Here is a 17,138-nt window from a genome sequence, read left to right on the forward strand (position 1 = left end):
CTATGCTACAAGCAAAAAGGCTTCCTTCACCAATGCACAGGTGAAGAGAAGCCTTTATTGAAAGTATGTTCAGAATCGAGCGGTTATTTCCGCGTTCTGTGCTCGAATTCCTCGCGAATCCGTGCGAGAAGCGCCGGATCGGCAACCACGTCATAAGCGGTAGCCGCCAGCGTCTTGGCGACAAAAATCATCCGCTCGAGCACGCGCTCCGTCATTGCCGCGTCACGGAATTCCACGGTATGAAGCAGGAAACGCAGATATTGGAGGATTTTTAATGAAGAATATTCGAATCACACTTACAGTCATCTTGTCTCTCACAATCCTGACAGGTTGGAAGTCACCGCCAAAACAATTCTACAGGTCGAAGATGTTGTATCAATGCAGGTTGTTAGGAACTTCCCAGGATCACCGGATTCTCCAATGTGTGAAATGACTAATGAACAAGAGAGAAAAATTATTATTAATTTAATCGATAGAATAAACTCTTCAAAACCTGTCCATGGCTCAGCAGAATTAAATATCCGACAGTAATTAAAATTATTTTGAATGATGGAAAGACAATAAGAATTTCGCAAGCTTATAATTGGTTACATATAAAAAATGTCGATGGAAGTGGATTTTCGTCAAGTTCCGGTATTAAAGATGAAATAGCTATTAGGTCTACAATGGTTAGAAAAGGAAGGTAATGACGTTTGTAATTAATTAGACAAACAGGCAGTTTAGATCGGAGTGCAGTTATGAGAAGAACTGGAATAAGTATAGTGATAGCAATTTGTTTAACATTCTTAAATCCATTGCTACCTCAATTAAACGCTAAGATGTCTGTTATCTCTCCAGAAGATATGATTGGGAAATCTTTTTACATAGTGGTTGGTATTATTAAGAACCGGGATTATACCGAACAACACAGAGAGGTTACAATCTTAATTGATACTGTTTTAAAAGGAGAAATAGATCAGAACCAAATTGTCCCGAGATTTGTCCATATGCATATGCTTATGTTTTTTGGAGGCAATCTATTTTAAAGAAATCCAATTTCTATCGTGACAATATCAGGGCAGATGATTTAGAAATAGACGAGATTACCACATTAAATGGAACACATTTGCAATTCACAACCAAGCTGATTATTGCCGAAATAATAGTCGTGATGATTTTTATCTCAATCTACCACCTATGGAATACAAGTCTTGTAAATTATTTTTACAAGTTATGCTGCAACAGATTGAAAGGGAAATACCACATAGAGGTACGGATAAAGAATTATTCAGGCGATTTGCTTCTTACTTGAAATTTAATAACATTAGGAAATTAATTATTGATGATATACAAATAACCCCCGATCATCGGATCGGGGGTTATTTTTTTATGTCTTGGACGAGGTTAATTGCGCTTATACATTTTGTGCATAAATATACAGTAAGGCATTTGCGGATATTCTCATTAATTAAGAAATTTCGCTCTTTCGGAACACGGTTGTACTTTCAAGCTTTTTCCTCAGTGTTTTCTCAATATTTATGGCGTCACACAGAGGAGGTGTTGTGGTGGCGGCACAGCACACACACCAAATAATACCTCAACTATGGAGAGGACAATGACCAGTTGCCGTTTTCTATTGCGACTATTCACACAACAAGGTAAGAGCTGAAGCAGCATGTATGTATTATTAGTGTACTAAACAACAACACGACGAACATCGATTCTAGTCTGATTCTTGTTTGTGCTAAAACATTGTTGTATCATGCTATACATATCGAGATTAAAGGAGTGAAAAAATATGCAGTCAGTAGTAGGGAAAGTAGCATTAATTACTGGAGCGGGACGCGGCATCGGGCGTGCAACGGCCATTGCGTTTGCGCAAGAGGGCATTCACGTCGGTCTTGTGGGACGTTCGCTTGAAAACTTGCAGAAGGTAGCGGAAGAACTCAAGCCGTATGGTGTGAAGATAGCCATTTCAACAGCCGACGTGGCGGATATTGCTTCCATTACTGCGGCGGTCGAGTCCATTCGGGGGGAACTGGGTGGAATTGACATTCTCGTCAACAATGCCGGAATTAGCAAATTCGGCGGCTTTATGGAGTTAACGCCCGAAGAATGGACGAATATTATCGACGTCAACGTTAAGGGCGTGTATTACACCACCCGCGCGGTATTGCCGGAAATGATGGAGCGCAACTCGGGCGATATTATTAATATTGCGTCCACGGCTGGTCAAAGAGGGGCTCCTCTCACGAGCGCGTATACCGCATCCAAAGCCGCTGTTATCGGGTTAAGCGAGTCCTTAATGCTTGAGGTTAGAAAGAAAAACATTCGAGTAACGACGTTGACTCCAAGCACGGTCGCAACCGATATGGCATTGGAACTCAAGCTGACGGACGGCAACCCTGAGAAGGTCATGCAGCCGGAAGACTTGGCGGACTTAATCGTCGCACAGTTGAAACTTCATTCTCGAGTTGTATTAAAGCATGCCGGACTTTGGTCGACGAACCCGTAATCGTCCTCTAAAAGTGAACAGAAAGTGCAATTTTAAAATGATCTTGCGAGAAAAACGCACGGTCATTTTTTTATTCCAACATTATTGTCTAGATCAGAGCAACGTCTCGTTCAAGCTGTGCAACACCGCCAGTTGCACTATCTCCATCGGCAATGTAATACAGCACACAGGGGCAGAGCAAACTAAAGAAGTTAGGGGATTAATGGTGCTTAAAATAAAATCGGGGACAAAATTTGCGTTGTTGACTGTCGCTAGTTTGCTAAATGACTAACATCATGCTAATAACGGAAAGACCTCTGAGTATACATCAGAGGTCTTTCCGTTATTGATCCAATTCAAGATTCCGATCTAACAATATTCCCAGCTGTTTGGCCACAACATCGACCGGTTCCTTCAATTCTTCGGTAAACCACGATTCGACGAGCCCCACGATGGCTGTTCCAAGAAAATGAATCAATACTTCCTTGTTTAACCCTTCATTTACCCCTCTCGATACGTTTACGCAGTGCATTAATCGTTCATTTACATACTCAAGAAACCGGGTGCGATAGGAATTCACTTCTTTGCTTTTCAGCATCGTTGAAAAAAAATCGTAATTGCGCTCGAAATAATCGAACCAAATGAGACTTCCATCTGCAAAGCTCATACCGGATGCGGATTCGCAAATGTTTCTCAGTTCGTTAATATGTTCCATCACGATCTGATCCAACAGATCGAATTTATCTAAGTAATGAAGATAAATGGTTCTTCGGCCAACGTTTGCCTTGTCGGAAATATCCTGCATCGTAATTTGGTCAAACTTTTTTTTCGACATTAACGCAAGAAGTGCGGTTTTTATGGCTTCCTGCGACTTAAGTTTTCTTCTATCGACTTTAGACACCCTAACCTCCGCTATCAAATCGCACAATATCAAATGGTTTGTGCACTAATGCACCAAGCAGCCTCGTTTGGCCATTGAAGAGACTTTGTTAACGTATATAATAACACACAGATGTACAACAATACATCGATATGTAGGGCACTAGATGACTCACAATATTGGGGAGGAGTTCCGATGGATCTTAAACTAAATGGGAAAATAGCGATCGTTACGGGTGCAAGCACGGGGATCGGCTTCGCCTGTTCGAAAGCGTTGTATGAAGAAGGGGTATCCTTAGTTATGGTGGCGAGAGATCAAGATCGTCTACAACAAGCTTCGGATACGATACGTTCAGGCTATTCTAAGGAAGAAGCAGCTCGTATTGTACTCGTAGCGGGCGACATGATGGAATCAGAAACCGTACGGCAAGCGGTAAATGCGGCAATCGAGCATTTTGGCCGTATCGATATATTAATTAATAATGCGGGGAACGCAAGCTTCGGGCCGTTTTTTGAACTTTCCGATGAAGCTTTTCTGGATGCGTGGCAATTAAAACTTCTCGGCTACATGAGGATGGTAAAGGAAACGGCGCCTCATATGATTAAGCAGAGGGATGGGCGCATCATTAATATCGTCGGCAAGGCAGGTCGGACGCCGACGCCCGGCTATCTGCCCGGCAGCACTGCGAACGCGGCTATATTGAATTTCACGAGAGGCATATCCAGCGAATTGGCCGCATCGAACGTCAGAATCAACTCCATTTCGCCAGGAGCAACGGAAACGGATCGCGTGATCAGGTACACGAAGGGACTCGCGGAACAGAAGGGGACCAACGTCGAATCGCAAAGGTCCAGCATGAGCGCAACGATTCCAATCGGACACATGGTGAGTCCGGACGAAATCGCGGCCATGGCCTTGCTGCTTGTGTCTGACCGAGTGCCTTCCGTCACAGGCACGGAAATCATTATTGACGGTGGAGAAACGCCTGGCGTATAGCGTTGAAATGACCCGAAAAAGGAGTTTTTAACTGAACAAGAGTGGAATGCTGCATTTCACTTACTGGTAGAAGTCAAACTATACCTGATCAAAGTTATTCTGTAAAAAATAACACCTGCAAAGAAGCTGCCGGCATTATCGGCGGCTTTATTACGTTAAAGGCAGGTTAGTTTATTAATTGCAATTTAATTTTTAACCCTTTGGAAATGGAGACATAGGGTATTTTTTGTTTATCTCATGGTCTTTTTCTTTACAGTAGGTAGTCTGTCTGCTATCATGACTAATTGTTAACCGGTTCATATAATTCTTGGTTAACAATTAAATTGAATAACGGACGGTGATTATTTCTGAGATCAAACTTCGAACAACTTGCATCCCTGAATAAGGAACACTTATGGCATCCTTTTACTCAGATGAAAGACTACATACATTCCGATCCTCTTATCATCGAACGAGGAGAAGGAATTAAACTTTATGACATCCAAGGACGCGCATATTACGACGGATTCTCGTCCGTGTGGCTCAACGTACACGGTCATAACGTGCCGGAACTTAATAAGGCGATCACGGATCAATTAGGACGAGTCGCCCATTCAACTCTTCTGGGAATGGCTAACGTACCGGCTATCGAGCTTGCGGAGAAGTTGACTTTGATCGCACCTAAAGGATTAAACAAGGTTTTTTACTCCGATTCGGGAGCAACCGGAGTCGAGATCGCAATCAAAATGGCTTTTCAATATTGGCATAACCAAGGGGCACGGGAAAAAAAGACGTTTATTACGATGAAACAAGCGTATCACGGAGATACAATCGGGGCGGTAAGCGTCGGCGCGATTCCTCTCTATCACGAAGTATTCCGCCCCATGCTATTCCCTTCACACGTCATTCCGTACCCTTATGCGTATCGCCATGAAGGCGATGAGACGAAGGCAATGGAAGCAACGATATCCGCGCTTCGTCATTTACTCGAGACCCGCGGAGAGGAAATTGCCGCTCTCATCGTGGAGCCGATCGTGCAAGGGGCCGGCGGCATCGTCGTCATGCCGCCAGGCTGTTTGCGAGAGATGGCTGATCTATGCCGCAAGCATGATGTGCTCTTGATCGCCGACGAGGTAGCGACCGGTTTCGGTCGGACCGGCGCGATGTTCGCTTGCGATCTCGAAGCTGTTAGTCCGGATTTGATGGTGATCGGGAAAGGCCTTACAGGAGGTTATTTGCCTGTGGCGGCGACACTTGCAACGGATGACGTATACAACGCATTTTATGCCGATTACGAAGAACAGAAAACCTTTTTCCATGGCCATTCCTTCACGGGAAACCCGCTTGGATGCGCCGTTGCTTTGGCTAGCCTGAAGTTGTTCGAAGATCGCAGCCTGATTGAAGGAGTAAGAATGAAAGCCTCGTTCGTCGAGCAGAAGCTAAGAGCGCTTCAAGATCGCCCGTACGTCGGAGAAATAAGGCAGAAGGGGCTGATGATCGGTATTGAACTCGTCCGAGATAAGGTAACGCGTCAACCCTACGATTGGGAAGAGCGGATCGGCGTTCGCGCGACTCTGCGAGCCAGAGAGCTCGGGATGCTTACGAGACCGCTCGGCAACGTGATGGTCTTTATTCCTCCACTTGTCAGTACGGAAACCGAGCTGGATGCTATGACGGATATTTTGGCGGAATCGATTATTAGCGTCACCGAAGGCGGTTGAGTGACATGAATGAAGCGATTGCTGAAACGTCCATACGCGGTTTATTCGTGACAGGTACGGACACCGGAGTTGGGAAAACAATATTGACTGCCGCCATTGCCGCCGTGCTTCGTGCCGAAGGGGTGAACGTCGGCGTATGGAAGCCGGTTCAATCCGGTGCTTCGACCGGCAGCGGAATGACGGATGCCGAGAGACTGCTGCAACTCACGGGAATACGGGAACGACCCGAAGCCGTAGCGCCTTTTACGTTCGAAGCTCCGTTAACGCCGGTGCTCGCTGCCAAGCAATCCGGGGTAACGCTGTCGCTAAAGGAGCTTATTTCCGCCGGTGCACCGCTCGTTGATCGTTACCAAGCGCTGATCGTCGAAGGCGCCGGCGGCGTCGCGGTACCATTGACCGATGACGCTCTCATGGCCGACTTCATTTCGGAGCTTCGTTTGCCTGCTTTGATCGTGGCTCGCTCCGGCCTTGGCACGATTAACCACACGCTTCTGACGGCTTCCTATCTCAAGCAGCTGGGAGTCCCTCTCATTGGTGTCATCATGAACGACTGTACGGAGCCAGATGACGATCCGAGTATTGCCGCGAACGCGGAGCTCATCGAAAGCTATGGCGGACTTAAGGTCCTTGGCCGGTTTCCCCTTCTATCTGCCGATGCGAATACTGAAACGTTAGTACATATCATTCGAGAAACGATAGAGCTCGCGCCTATTAGAGATGCAATTATACTTCAATCCTTGGGAGGATAAACAAAATGGAAACCATTATTGCAGGTATGCAGTGGCAGTCTCTTGCCGAGAAAGCGTTGAGCGGGGAATGCCTGACTTTAGAGGAAGGTCTCGCCGTGCTCGAAGCGGACAATGACGAAGTGCTGCTGATCATGAATGCCGCGTTTGCGGTGAGAAAGCATTTCTACGGCAAAAAAGTGAAGCTGAACATGATCATTAACGCCAAAAGCGGTCTTTGCCCCGAGGACTGCGGCTATTGTTCGCAATCGATTGTTTCGACGGCGCCGGTCGCCAAATACACCCTGCTCGATAAAGAAACGCTACTTGCCGGCGCGCGCGAAGCGATGGCCCGCAAGGCCGGAACCTATTGCATCGTAGCGGCCGGAAAAGGACCGACGGACAAAGAGCTTAATCAAGTGGTAGACGCGGTAAGAGAAATTCGCGAAACGATGCCGCTTAAAATTTGCGCATGCCTGGGCATTCTCAAGGGTGATCAAGCCGAACGTCTTGCCGAAGCCGGCGTTCATCGTTATAACCACAATTTGAATACCAGCAAAGCCAACTACCCCTCCATCACGACGACTCACACCTATGATCAACGCGTTGAAACCGTAGAGAGGGTAAAGATGCACGGTATGTCTCCTTGTTCCGGCGTTATTATCGGTATGGGAGAGACCGATCAAGAAATCGTCGAAATGGCTTATGCACTCCGCGAGCTAGATGCGGATTCGATACCGATCAATTTCCTGAACGCGATACCTGGAACGCCTTTGGAGCATGCTAGCCGCACCCCGGCGATGAAGGCATTAAAGGTATTAGCCTTATTTAGATTCATTTGTCCGTCCAAAGAAATCCGCGTGGCAGGCGGCCGAGAAGTCAACCTCCGTTCGCTGCAGTCCTTGTCTTTATACGCCGCCAATTCTTTGTTCGTAGGCGATTATTTAACGACTGCAGGCCAAGAAGTATCCGCCGATCACCAGACCATCGAAGATTTGGGATTCGAAATCGAATTGAACGCCCTGTAAGGCGGTGACATCATGGAATGGATGGAAAAAGAACTCAAAACGTTGGCTGAAGCATCGTTGGAACGCTCCTTGCGCGAACACGGTACCGTCTCCGGACTTCCTGGTTACACGAAGCGCGGCGGACGAACGCTGCTCAATCTTTCCTCCAATAACTATCTGGGACTCGCCGAACATCCTGCTATCATCGAAGCGATGAGGGAAACTCTGTTATCCGAGGGAGTCGGGGCCGGCGCTTCGCGACTCGTAACGGGAAACAGATCGCCTTACGTCCAGTTGGAGCAATCGCTGGCCGATTGGCAGGGCTGCGAGGCTGCCCTGGTTATCGCCAACGGCTATATGGCCAATACCGGCGTAATCGGCGCTCTTGTTCGCCGAGGAGATGTCGTATTCAGCGATCGGTTGAACCATGCAAGCATCGTGGACGGAGTCGTGCTGAGTCGAGCGGAGAATGTCCGTTACCGTCATAACGACATGGATCATTTGAGATCCTTGTTAAACAAGTACCGCGATCATCGGCGAAAGCTGATCGTTACGGATGCCGTCTTTTCCATGGACGGCGACCAAGCGTGCTTGCGCGAACTCGTTGCTCTCAAACGAGAGTACGGAGCGATGCTTATGGTGGACGAGGCACACAGCGGAGGGATTTACGGGAGGCGCGGCGAGGGATTGTGCCATGAACTCGGACTGCAGGATGAAGTCGATATTCATATGGGAACGTTCAGTAAATCGTTCGGCGTTTACGGAGCCTATATTTGCGGCAGCCGCTCATTGATTCGGTGGTTAGTGAATAAAGCTAGGCCGCTTATTTATTCGACGGCTTTACCGCCTGCTCTCGTGGCCGGTATTTCAAAAGCGTTAGAGGTAGTCATTGCGGATCACTGGCGTCGAGAAAGATTGTCCGAGGCAAGCAGGTCATTTCGCTCTTCGCTTCGTGCCGCCGGCTTCATTATTGGCGCTGGCGACTCACCTATCGTACCGTTGATCGTGGGTGATAATGAAACCGTATTGCGATTTAGCGGCGCGCTTGAAGAGAATGGGCTCGCAGCGGTTGCGATTCGTCCGCCGACCGTTCCCGACGGTACGGCTCGCATTCGCTTTTCGTTATCGGCCGTACATTCCGTTAAAGAGCTGATCGATGCCGCCGACTGTATCCGCACAACCGGTATTCAAATGGGGGTGCTGCGATGAACGCATCGGATAACATCGGAACTGTCCTATGGCTGACCGGATGGAGCATGCCGGACTCGGTTTTCGATAAACTTCGCGCGTCATTGCCGGATTTTCAACATGCAACCGTTGACTATAGCGAAGCCGATACTCCGGAAAAAATGCTGCTTCTGACTGAAACGGCGGCAAGAAAAATGCAGCCCCCCTTATTGATAGGAGGTTGGTCGCTCGGCGGTTTATTGGCGCTAAGACTCGCAGTCAAAGGGCTGGCTGACGGTCTTTTGTTATTTGCAGCACCTGCTCGATTTACCCGTCCCAAAGAGGAGTCGGATCTCGGTTGGGCGGATGCGTATGTGAGACAGATGATCGCCGGACTTTCGATAGACCGAGAGACGGTTGAAACTAAATTCCGACGAATGTTGTTTACGGAAGCAGAACGCGAGGCGGGAATAGACAGGAAACTTCCTCCTTCCTGCGTATGGACGGTCCCGGCTTTAATCGCAGGTCTTCAAATTTTGCGAAGCGAGGAGGTCTTATCTCAACTGAACCATGTCCGTTGCCCGGTTTTACTCGTTCATGGTACGGAAGATAAAATTTGTCCTTATAGCGCCGCATTGGAGCTTGCCTCATTCGTGCCTCAAGCTATGCTTCATACCATACCCTTTTGCGGCCATGCGCCGTTCTTGGGAAGGGAAGAGGAGATTGCAGAACGATTCAGGAGATGGTGGCATGATCAATCGGACAACAGCAATTCAACGTCAATTTAACCGTAGTGCAGACGGCTCGTATGATGTTCACGCCGATGTGCAGCGCATGATGGCAGTCCAGCTTGCTAAGTCACTCATAGAGAGGCTTGGTAAGAGAAATACAGACGGACTAAAACTGCTGGAAGTCGGCTGCGGCACGGGTGCTTTGACCGAAATGTTGGCGAATCAATGGCCCCGTGCTTCCATTACTGCGCTAGATATTGCACCTGCAATGATTAAAGCAGCCAAACAACGCAATATAGCTAGTCAATCGGCTGATTTACGCTTTATACAAGCCGATGTGGAGACGTGGGCCTCCGGAGTCTCGTCGGATTCCTTTGACCTCATCGTTTCCAGCGCCTGCTTTCAGTGGCTAAGTCACCCGAGGCAAACATTAAACCACCTTAGACAGATCCTTAGACCGGGAGGCTTGCTCGTGTTCACGACCTTCGGGCCGGAAACGTTTCGCGAGCTCCATCAAGCTTTTGAAGTAGTGTATTTGGCGAACGGAATGAAGCCGCAGCGGCACGGACTATCGTTTCTATCGGCTTCTCAATGGAATAACGTTCTTTTGGAAGCCGGGTTTTCTAACATCCACTGTCAGCAGGAGACTCAAATGGAAACATACGCAACGCCAAGAGCATTCCTTCAATCCGTAAAAGCGATGGGAGCGAGTACGTCTGAAGCGAACAAGATCGATGGACTAAGCGCTCGACGCCTATTTGCCAACATGTATAAGGAATACGAGGAAAGGTATAGTACTCAGGGGGGCGTCGTTTCTACTTACGAACTTCTACTCATCGAAGCAGAATAATGCGAAGCGCGGGTGCATGCAATCTAACGGGGGAACGTTAGTAAACTGCAACAGTTTAAAACCTTCTATTTGAAGCAACTAGAATGAATTGCTTCAATAGGAGGTTTTGTTATGATTATTAGCTAACGGATACAAATCTGATAAGACGAATGGATATTGCAACGCTTCAGTGGGTATTAAAAAATAGGGTTGAATTTAATTCGGATCTAGCGTTTAATAATAGCTAAGTCAAATGTTAAACGTTTAGATAATCAACCACCGACTGTGCGAGAGGAGTCCTTAAATTGAAGATGAATAAGTGGTTGTTAGTAGAAAAACATAATCAGATCATTAAATTACCTAATAGTGGTAATATTAGTACACGCTTAATTAAAGATAAAAATGGGTCGTTACTTACTGTCATTGACATATCGAATGGCAGAATGCATTTTACAGTCCTCCCTGAAAGAGGGTTAGACATTGGAGAACTTTACTTGGGGGCACAAAAGATGAGTTGGGAGAGAAGTCAGGAATATTTATTGCATCCATCCAATGTGGATCTTAATGAATCGAATGGAACAGGCTGGATGAAAGGCTTTTATGGAGCTGTAGCTTCAATCGGTCCAGAATTATTCGGGACACCTGGTGAAGGTTTCACTTTGCATGGCTCGGGATCATACTCAATTACTGCACCAGAAAGCATTCAAGTTACTTGGGATGATCAATCCTTAATGATTGCAGGAAAAGTCCCGGTGATTAACCGGCACGGAGAGTTGTTATTCGAAAAATTAATTCAAATGAGTACAGAATGGGGGAGTTCGGTCATTTTACGGGAAGAAACGGTAGAAAATACAAGCGGTTATAGACAGGTGCTGGATGACGGCTATCATATCCAATTGTCGGGCTCGTTTATGCATCAGGGAGGCAGATATGTTCTGCCAGCTAGTCAGCATGAACTATTAATAAGGGATTCGGCTCCGCTCGAGGAAGATCCGTTTCATATTCCTTCAAATAAGGAAGCCTACCCTATGAGATGTTATCAATACGTCCCTAGACCGGTAGACGGTTTATATCAATTCGATAAAGTTATCCCCTATTTGAGTAAAATGAATTTAAGCAGAGGGTTAACAGGCGAAATGATTGTAGATACGGAAAAGACTTATGCAGGATATGTCATTAGGCCGCTGTTCGATTTTCCTAGATCACTAATAGCTAAACAGATCGATAGCAGCTTTATGTTTGCCATCGAACCATGCAGAACTCGGCCGAATCGAATGTCGCAGAAAATAACGGATGGAGAGGCAAACTATTTGCAAGAGGGAGAAACGACAGCTTCTTGCTGCCTAATTGGTCTATCTGATTCTACAATGGAGATTGAAAATTTAGAGAACATGATCTTATCTGCGGTTACCTTAAAGTGAACGGCTTGAATGTTAGTTGGGTTAATGATATAACAATAGAATAATGTGAAACGTTTAAAAAGGGTGAAGATCATGGAAAAGATCGGGATTAAAGAGATTGCATTGCGTGCGAACGTATCCACGGCAACGGTTTCCTATGTATTAAATGGCACCCGCAATGTAAGGCCCAAGACGAAAGAGAGAGTCTTGAAAGTAATCGAAGAGCTTAATTACAGGCCAAATGATATAGCAAAAAGTCTGAAGAGCAAAAGAACGAATACGATCGGGGTTATTGCGGAAGACGTAACCGTCTTTAATGTACCTGAAATTATTGATGGAATAAATGAATATGCGGAGAAGAATGATATGCATATTCTGTTAACCAATCTCCGGCTGCAAAAAAGAGTGGGTTATGATTACGCGAATACCGATCATTATCAAAAGCATGCGCAAGATGCCGTATCAAACCTCTTATCCAAACAAGTAGAGGGAATCATTTATATTGGTATACATCCCCGCGACTTAACGGGGTTGATTAATACTTACAATAAGCCCATTGTCTATACCTATTGCTATGCCCAAAACGAGTGTTCTATCCAATATAATGATGAACAGGCTTCCTATGATGCGATTGAATATCTGGTCAGCAAGGGACATTCTCGCATTGCGATTATAAGTGGTTTAATGGATTCGATCCCTTCCAGGCTGCGTTTTAACGGTTATTATAAAGCATTGACCGAATTTCAGTTGCCTTTTGATCCACAGTTTATTAAAGTAGGCGACTGGGGTCTAAATTCGGGTTATCATCTAGCAGCTGAGCTTTTGAAGTTACAGGAGCCGCCTACGGCCATTCTTATTATGAATGATTTGATGGCGGCGGGTGCATTGCGAGCTGCATCTGAACAAGGGATGGTTGTTCCAACGGATCTTTCCATTGTAGGGTTTGATAACCGAGAGTTCAGCGCTTATTTGAGTCCCGGGATTACGACAATGGATTTACCGTTACATGATATGGGCATATTGGCTATGAAGGCTCTTTATAATAGGATCAGCGGAACAAATGAGAAAACGGAGGAAACTCCTTTATGTAAATTAATTGAGCGGGAATCCGTAGCTGGGCCGAGGGCAGCCCTTAAATAATAAATTTGGTAAGAGACTGCAACATTCTAACAAAGCGGTCTCTTTTTTTGTTGCAAAAAGGTAAATCGATTAACCTGAAAATAAGAATGAATTAGATACGTGATTTTTTGTATATAACTACGGTCTCTATAGAGAAAAGGGGGTAGAAGTACTCATTTATCTACGTATTTGGTAAGAGACATAAAATGCTTGCTGGGACTTATCGTGCTATGATAATATTGATTTATAATTTAAACGTTTAGATTACGACACTAGGAGTGAGAACTTGAAACTGCTTCGTAATGATACTTTTGAAGTGCATTTATCTTCACAAGGTACAGTGGAGTCTTTATTTCTGACAGATGATCGAGTAAGGATGAACTGGGTAATTGATGCACAATATGTAAAGGATGCTGGCTACGAAGGTCAGGATAAACGTTTCGGACAGTGGAGTGCTGTCATTGATGATCAATTGATTGAAAGCGTTAACTTACAACCGCCACAGATTAATCTAGTGGATGATAAATCCGCTGCCGTTGCTTTTTTGCATGATAAATTTAAAGTGGAGTATGAATATCTGCTAAATAATAATGGGGAATTGCAATGGAACGTTCGTTGTTCAAATATAACTAATTATTCGATAAGAGTGAATGGATTTCATAGTTGGTTTTCTCTTGCCTATATTATGTTCCGGGATCAAGATGTCTTGAGAAACATGAAGCATTCTTGTGCGGTATTTCCTCATTTAGGCGGGGATTTCTCCAAATTCGCAGCTATGCGCAGAAGCAATGAGGCACCGCATCTTGCGATCTATAGCACTGGCGATCGTGTTACGGCTTTTGGGACGTATTGCAGTTATGTCAATCGTTTTTTGGAACAGGTATCCCCTTCGCTGGATGGAATGCTCTATCACCGATTGTCGTTTGTTGAGGACGGAAGTTCTATGGGCCAGTCTGCAGATAATGATTGGATTTATGGCGGTGACTACTCCTCTATTACACTTGAACCTTCAGAAGAAAGAAATTGGTCATTTGTTTTTACCCCCTTTAAAGACCAAGAGGAGTTTTATGCAAAAGCGCAAAAGTATGGACATCCACATTGGAACTATTCGCATGTTACGACTACTGACGGAAATTTTTTTGCTGAAGTGAGTCTGCCCGAAGAGGAAGCTTTACTTTCAGTGAAAATAGTAACTGTAGTGGACGAAGCAGGTACCATTAAGGAAACCGACATTACGAATGAATTTAAGTTTGTTTCTAATTTAAAATCTAAACGTTTACGTATTGAGATGCCAATGAAGTCGGCTGGCGAGATTAAGTTAGAGGCTACACTGGGTAATGGAAAATGCGATGTACTGGTTGGAAATGTGATTGAACCCATTCATAACTTGCTGGAGAAAAGAGCAGCTTGGTTATGTAAACATAGTTTTAACGCTGCTCAAGAATCCACTCGTCCCTATGCCTTTATGCCATTATCAAACCAAGGGGAATCCCTTGGTAAATTATCATTTATTTTGATGAAAAATCTATTATCTCTCCCTGAGCCGGCACAAGTTAGAAAAGTGGAGATGTCTGCGTTCCTGGATTTGAAACAGCATTGGTTTGAGGATGGAGATTTTATGTTTCCCAAACCACTATACGGTTCCTTCTACCGTATTTATGATTTCGATTATGTTGGTCACGTGTATTATTTATTGTCCAGATTTGACAAGTCCTTATTGTCCTATGCAAATCCTGAAACGTATTTAACTTGGGCTGCTCAAGTCATGTGCATGAGGCTCGATCCGGATTGTCATCAAAAGAAACGTGAGAAAGAGGAAACCCAACTTGTTGGCGTGTTTATTCTTTATATTGCTGACTTGCTAGAGGATCTGAAAAAAAGCGAGTTAAACTTTTGGCATGATAAACTACACAAGTTATGGTTGCAATTTGTGGAGGGGCTGCAACGAGGCTCACAAGGATATCAAGGAGCTGTGACGGAGCATTTCTATGATAATGCCGGGTTTGGACCTACGTGTGAAGCGCTATGCCTGGCTCATTTAACGGATGAAGCTGAATTGTATGCCCCGCTGATTATTGCGAATATTGGATTTAGCAACGACTATAGAGCTAATGCTCCGGATCGTTGGTGGGAAGCTTTATCTTTTATGACGCATTCGTTATGGGGAGGATTAGTGGCCGGAGCTGCGCGATCATCTTATGAAACACTTGGAGACACGAGATTACTGGAAGCTGGCTATCGAGCAACGATGGCCGTGTTTAATTGTTATGATTGGAATGTGTATTCGACAACCCGTAAACTAAAACCTGGTGAGGCAGCCTCTACGTATAGCATTGCAGCTCCTAACTTGAATATGCCTGAGCTTTCCAGAAACCGCTTTGGACAATCGATTTTTAAAAAGTCGAGTGATCCCCTATTCAGTAGTCTTTTTTCTAACATTGAAGGTGACGACTGGGATATGGGGGAAGAACTTGTTGCTTATATGCTAGGGTTTGGAACGACAACCTACCTATATACAGACGGCGATGGGGAAATAAGATGCGTAAATGGTTTTATTGAGCAAGCAGAGAAGGGCTGGATAATTACGAGTTATGCGGCATATCCAACCAGATATGTGATGCTGGAAAAAGGACTCACGTTCGTTTCTAAAGCAGGAGAAATGGTTAAGAGTATACTATTTATAGATGGTCAATTTAAAAGTACAGAAATTAAAATTTAATTCTAGAAATAAAAAGAACGGAAACTGGAGATGGCCAGCTTCCGTTCTTTTTATTTATTTTAAATGATTTCAGGCTTCCGGAATTCCTTTTTTCGAAAGCCAGCCGGTGAAGTTCCTTGTTTATTAGTGAAGACGGAGGAGAAATAGGCAGGATTGCCAAAGCCGACTTCATCTGCAATGCGAGCGATGGACCAGTCCGTTTGAAGGAGCAGCTTTTTCGCTTGTTCAATTCGATACTGCAGCAAGTAATCAATAGGGGTTAAGCCATAGACTTTTAACATGCATTTGGCTAAATAGTTAGGATGGTAATTAAATTGTGCCTTTAGTACGGGGTTCGTGATCTTGGAGGTATAGTTCTGACGAATAAACAATTCGATTTTTTCGGCTAGATGGATGGCCGTTGAATTTGTTGCTATCGCTGAGTCATGATTAATATTTTGCATAAAAGTCTGAAATGCCGTTTGCTTCCGCCAATTACGAAGCGAACGCGGATCATTATCCAGGGAATAAAATTCAGTCAGATCATTCATTGATTTACTAGACAGCTTTAATTTTTTTGGAATAAAGATCGAACTTAATTCGCAGTGATGGAGATAGGCTTTCTGTTTATGTTTTTCAAATAACGCCATTTGGTTCTCAAGGCAATCATTTATGCTTTTCATTTCATCCCAGGCACCAAACGTTTGAAAATGAATCCAGGTAATTTCGGTCTCCTCTTCACAGATAGTCGTGCCATAGTGATACGCGTCGGGTCTTAAAATAATCGCTTCATCTTTATGGATGATCCACTCTTTATTATTTTCACCAATGAATAGCTTTCCCTTGGTCACTATAATAATATCGAATACATTAATAGAATAACGACTTACATGTCGTTCCCCCGGCAAGAAAATATGTTTCCCGCTGTCTATAAAATAAGGAATAGGTGGAGTGACAAAGTGCATGATTAACTCGGACATAGGAGATCCCTCACTTTGATCCATAATGATGACGCTTTCATTTATATAATAAGTAGTTTCCGGTACTAATTTCAAGATCATTGCATGGTGAAATATCATAAGGCTGCAGATAATTTAAACGTTTTACTTAAATGGGGTCCTAAATAGTGGAAATTCGTAATAGTCAAGCCAATTAGAAACTTTTGGTATTAAAATATCACACTTCTCTCTAATTTTCAAACACGAAAAGGAAGGTTGAAATCTCATAATTATAGGTTGGAATATTGGTTTTTCATTATAAACCATGGGTGATACAATTAAGTAAGCGCTTTCCGATGATGGATATAGAGGAAGGAGTAGGGATTATGGGTTGAAGCACGGAAAGTGATTGCCATACGACTCTAAATCTAAACGTTTAAGAAGAAGCAGTCAACAGGATGAATACTACGAAATG

Annotated in this window: 15 protein-coding genes; 12 read left to right on the plus strand and 3 right to left on the minus strand. The window is 44.6% G+C overall.

The annotated features are described in order from the left end of the window. Nucleotides 1-83: 83 nt before the first annotated feature. Nucleotides 84-236, minus strand: coding sequence for a hypothetical protein (locus BM200_RS02850; RefSeq protein WP_175532712.1), 153 nt, complete (start codon nt 234-236; stop codon nt 84-86). Nucleotides 237-737: 501 nt separating this feature from the next. On the opposite strand from BM200_RS02850, the gene BM200_RS02855 reads away from it, so the two are divergent. After that, nucleotides 738-1,025 (plus strand): hypothetical protein, encoded by a 288-nt coding sequence (locus BM200_RS02855; RefSeq protein WP_091181111.1) that lies wholly within the window; start codon nt 738-740, stop codon nt 1,023-1,025. Between the two features lie 752 nt (nt 1,026-1,777). Further along, nucleotides 1,778-2,494: a 3-ketoacyl-ACP reductase gene (locus BM200_RS02860; RefSeq protein ID WP_091181114.1), complete on the plus strand. Its 717-nt coding sequence runs from the start codon at nt 1,778-1,780 to the stop codon at nt 2,492-2,494. Nucleotides 2,495-2,816: 322 nt separating this feature from the next. Here the strand turns inward: BM200_RS02860 and BM200_RS02865 are convergent, their stop codons facing one another. Continuing rightward, nucleotides 2,817-3,374 (minus strand): TetR/AcrR family transcriptional regulator, encoded by a 558-nt coding sequence (locus tag BM200_RS02865; protein WP_091181116.1) that lies wholly within the window; start codon nt 3,372-3,374, stop codon nt 2,817-2,819. Nucleotides 3,375-3,548: 174 nt separating this feature from the next. On the opposite strand from BM200_RS02865, the gene BM200_RS02870 reads away from it, so the two are divergent. The 10 genes from BM200_RS02870 (at nt 3,549) to BM200_RS02915 (ending at nt 15,746) form a co-directional block, all read left to right on the plus strand. Next, complete coding sequence (locus BM200_RS02870) at nt 3,549-4,349, plus strand: SDR family NAD(P)-dependent oxidoreductase (RefSeq protein ID WP_217649551.1); 801 nt, start codon at nt 3,549-3,551, stop codon at nt 4,347-4,349. Between the two features lie 347 nt (nt 4,350-4,696). Continuing rightward, nucleotides 4,697-6,049, plus strand: a complete 1,353-nt coding sequence (gene bioA, locus BM200_RS02875; protein WP_091181121.1) for an adenosylmethionine--8-amino-7-oxononanoate transaminase — start codon at nt 4,697-4,699, stop codon at nt 6,047-6,049. Between the two features lie 5 nt (nt 6,050-6,054). Further along, entirely contained in the window at nt 6,055-6,798 is a 744-nt protein-coding gene (bioD, locus tag BM200_RS02880; protein ID WP_091181123.1) for a dethiobiotin synthase, read from the plus strand. Between the two features lie 5 nt (nt 6,799-6,803). Continuing rightward, complete coding sequence (gene bioB / locus BM200_RS02885) at nt 6,804-7,802, plus strand: biotin synthase BioB (protein WP_091181126.1); 999 nt, start codon at nt 6,804-6,806, stop codon at nt 7,800-7,802. Between the two features lie 12 nt (nt 7,803-7,814). Then, the gene (gene bioF / locus BM200_RS02890) at nt 7,815-8,990 is read left to right on the plus strand and encodes an 8-amino-7-oxononanoate synthase (protein WP_091181128.1); all 1,176 of its coding nucleotides are present in this window, start codon (nt 7,815-7,817) and stop codon (nt 8,988-8,990) included. Further along, nucleotides 8,987-9,736 (plus strand): alpha/beta hydrolase, encoded by a 750-nt coding sequence (locus tag BM200_RS02895; RefSeq protein WP_091181131.1) that lies wholly within the window; start codon nt 8,987-8,989, stop codon nt 9,734-9,736. Before bioF ends, BM200_RS02895 begins: the two co-directional genes overlap by 4 nt. Continuing rightward, a complete protein-coding gene (bioC, locus tag BM200_RS02900; protein WP_091181133.1) occupies nt 9,699-10,529 on the plus strand; it encodes a malonyl-ACP O-methyltransferase BioC in 831 nt (276 codons plus the stop codon). The genes BM200_RS02895 and bioC overlap by 38 nt, the downstream gene beginning before the upstream one ends. Before the next feature lie 290 nt (nt 10,530-10,819). Then, entirely contained in the window at nt 10,820-11,929 is a 1,110-nt protein-coding gene (locus tag BM200_RS02905; protein WP_139230744.1) for a DUF4432 family protein, read from the plus strand. Between the two features lie 72 nt (nt 11,930-12,001). Further along, nucleotides 12,002-13,048, plus strand: a complete 1,047-nt coding sequence (locus BM200_RS02910; RefSeq protein ID WP_091181138.1) for a LacI family DNA-binding transcriptional regulator — start codon at nt 12,002-12,004, stop codon at nt 13,046-13,048. Nucleotides 13,049-13,313: 265 nt separating this feature from the next. Further along, nucleotides 13,314-15,746, plus strand: coding sequence for a hypothetical protein (locus BM200_RS02915; RefSeq protein WP_091181141.1), 2,433 nt, complete (start codon nt 13,314-13,316; stop codon nt 15,744-15,746). A gap of 59 nt (nt 15,747-15,805) precedes the next feature. Here the strand turns inward: BM200_RS02915 and BM200_RS02920 are convergent, their stop codons facing one another. Continuing rightward, a complete protein-coding gene (locus BM200_RS02920) occupies nt 15,806-16,705 on the minus strand; it encodes a helix-turn-helix transcriptional regulator (protein WP_091181143.1) in 900 nt (299 codons plus the stop codon). Between the last annotated feature and the right edge of the window lie 433 nt (nt 16,706-17,138).

Source organism: Paenibacillus catalpae, from assembly GCF_900112695.1.
GTDB lineage: Bacteria > Bacillota > Bacilli > Paenibacillales > Paenibacillaceae > Pristimantibacillus > Pristimantibacillus catalpae.

Bases quoted from the DNA above. Each gene is read 5' to 3' on its own strand.
- BM200_RS02860 (WP_091181114.1), top strand. From the start codon at position 1,778: ATGCAGTCAGTAGTAGGGAAAGTAGCATTAATTACTGGAGCGGGACGC.
- BM200_RS02905 (WP_139230744.1), top strand. From the start codon at position 10,820: ATGAATAAGTGGTTGTTAGTAGAAAAACATAATCAGATCATTAAATTA.
- BM200_RS02855 (WP_091181111.1), top strand. From the start codon at position 738: ATGAGAAGAACTGGAATAAGTATAGTGATAGCAATTTGTTTAACATTC.
- BM200_RS02920 (WP_091181143.1), bottom strand. From the start codon at position 16,705: ATGTCCGAGTTAATCATGCACTTTGTCACTCCACCTATTCCTTATTTT.
- bioD (WP_091181123.1), top strand. From the start codon at position 6,055: ATGAATGAAGCGATTGCTGAAACGTCCATACGCGGTTTATTCGTGACA.
- BM200_RS02870 (WP_217649551.1), top strand. From the start codon at position 3,549: ATGGATCTTAAACTAAATGGGAAAATAGCGATCGTTACGGGTGCAAGC.
- bioF (WP_091181128.1), top strand. From the start codon at position 7,815: ATGGAATGGATGGAAAAAGAACTCAAAACGTTGGCTGAAGCATCGTTG.
- BM200_RS02895 (WP_091181131.1), top strand. From the start codon at position 8,987: ATGAACGCATCGGATAACATCGGAACTGTCCTATGGCTGACCGGATGG.
- BM200_RS02910 (WP_091181138.1), top strand. From the start codon at position 12,002: ATGGAAAAGATCGGGATTAAAGAGATTGCATTGCGTGCGAACGTATCC.
- bioB (WP_091181126.1), top strand. From the start codon at position 6,804: ATGGAAACCATTATTGCAGGTATGCAGTGGCAGTCTCTTGCCGAGAAA.
- bioC (WP_091181133.1), top strand. From the start codon at position 9,699: ATGATCAATCGGACAACAGCAATTCAACGTCAATTTAACCGTAGTGCA.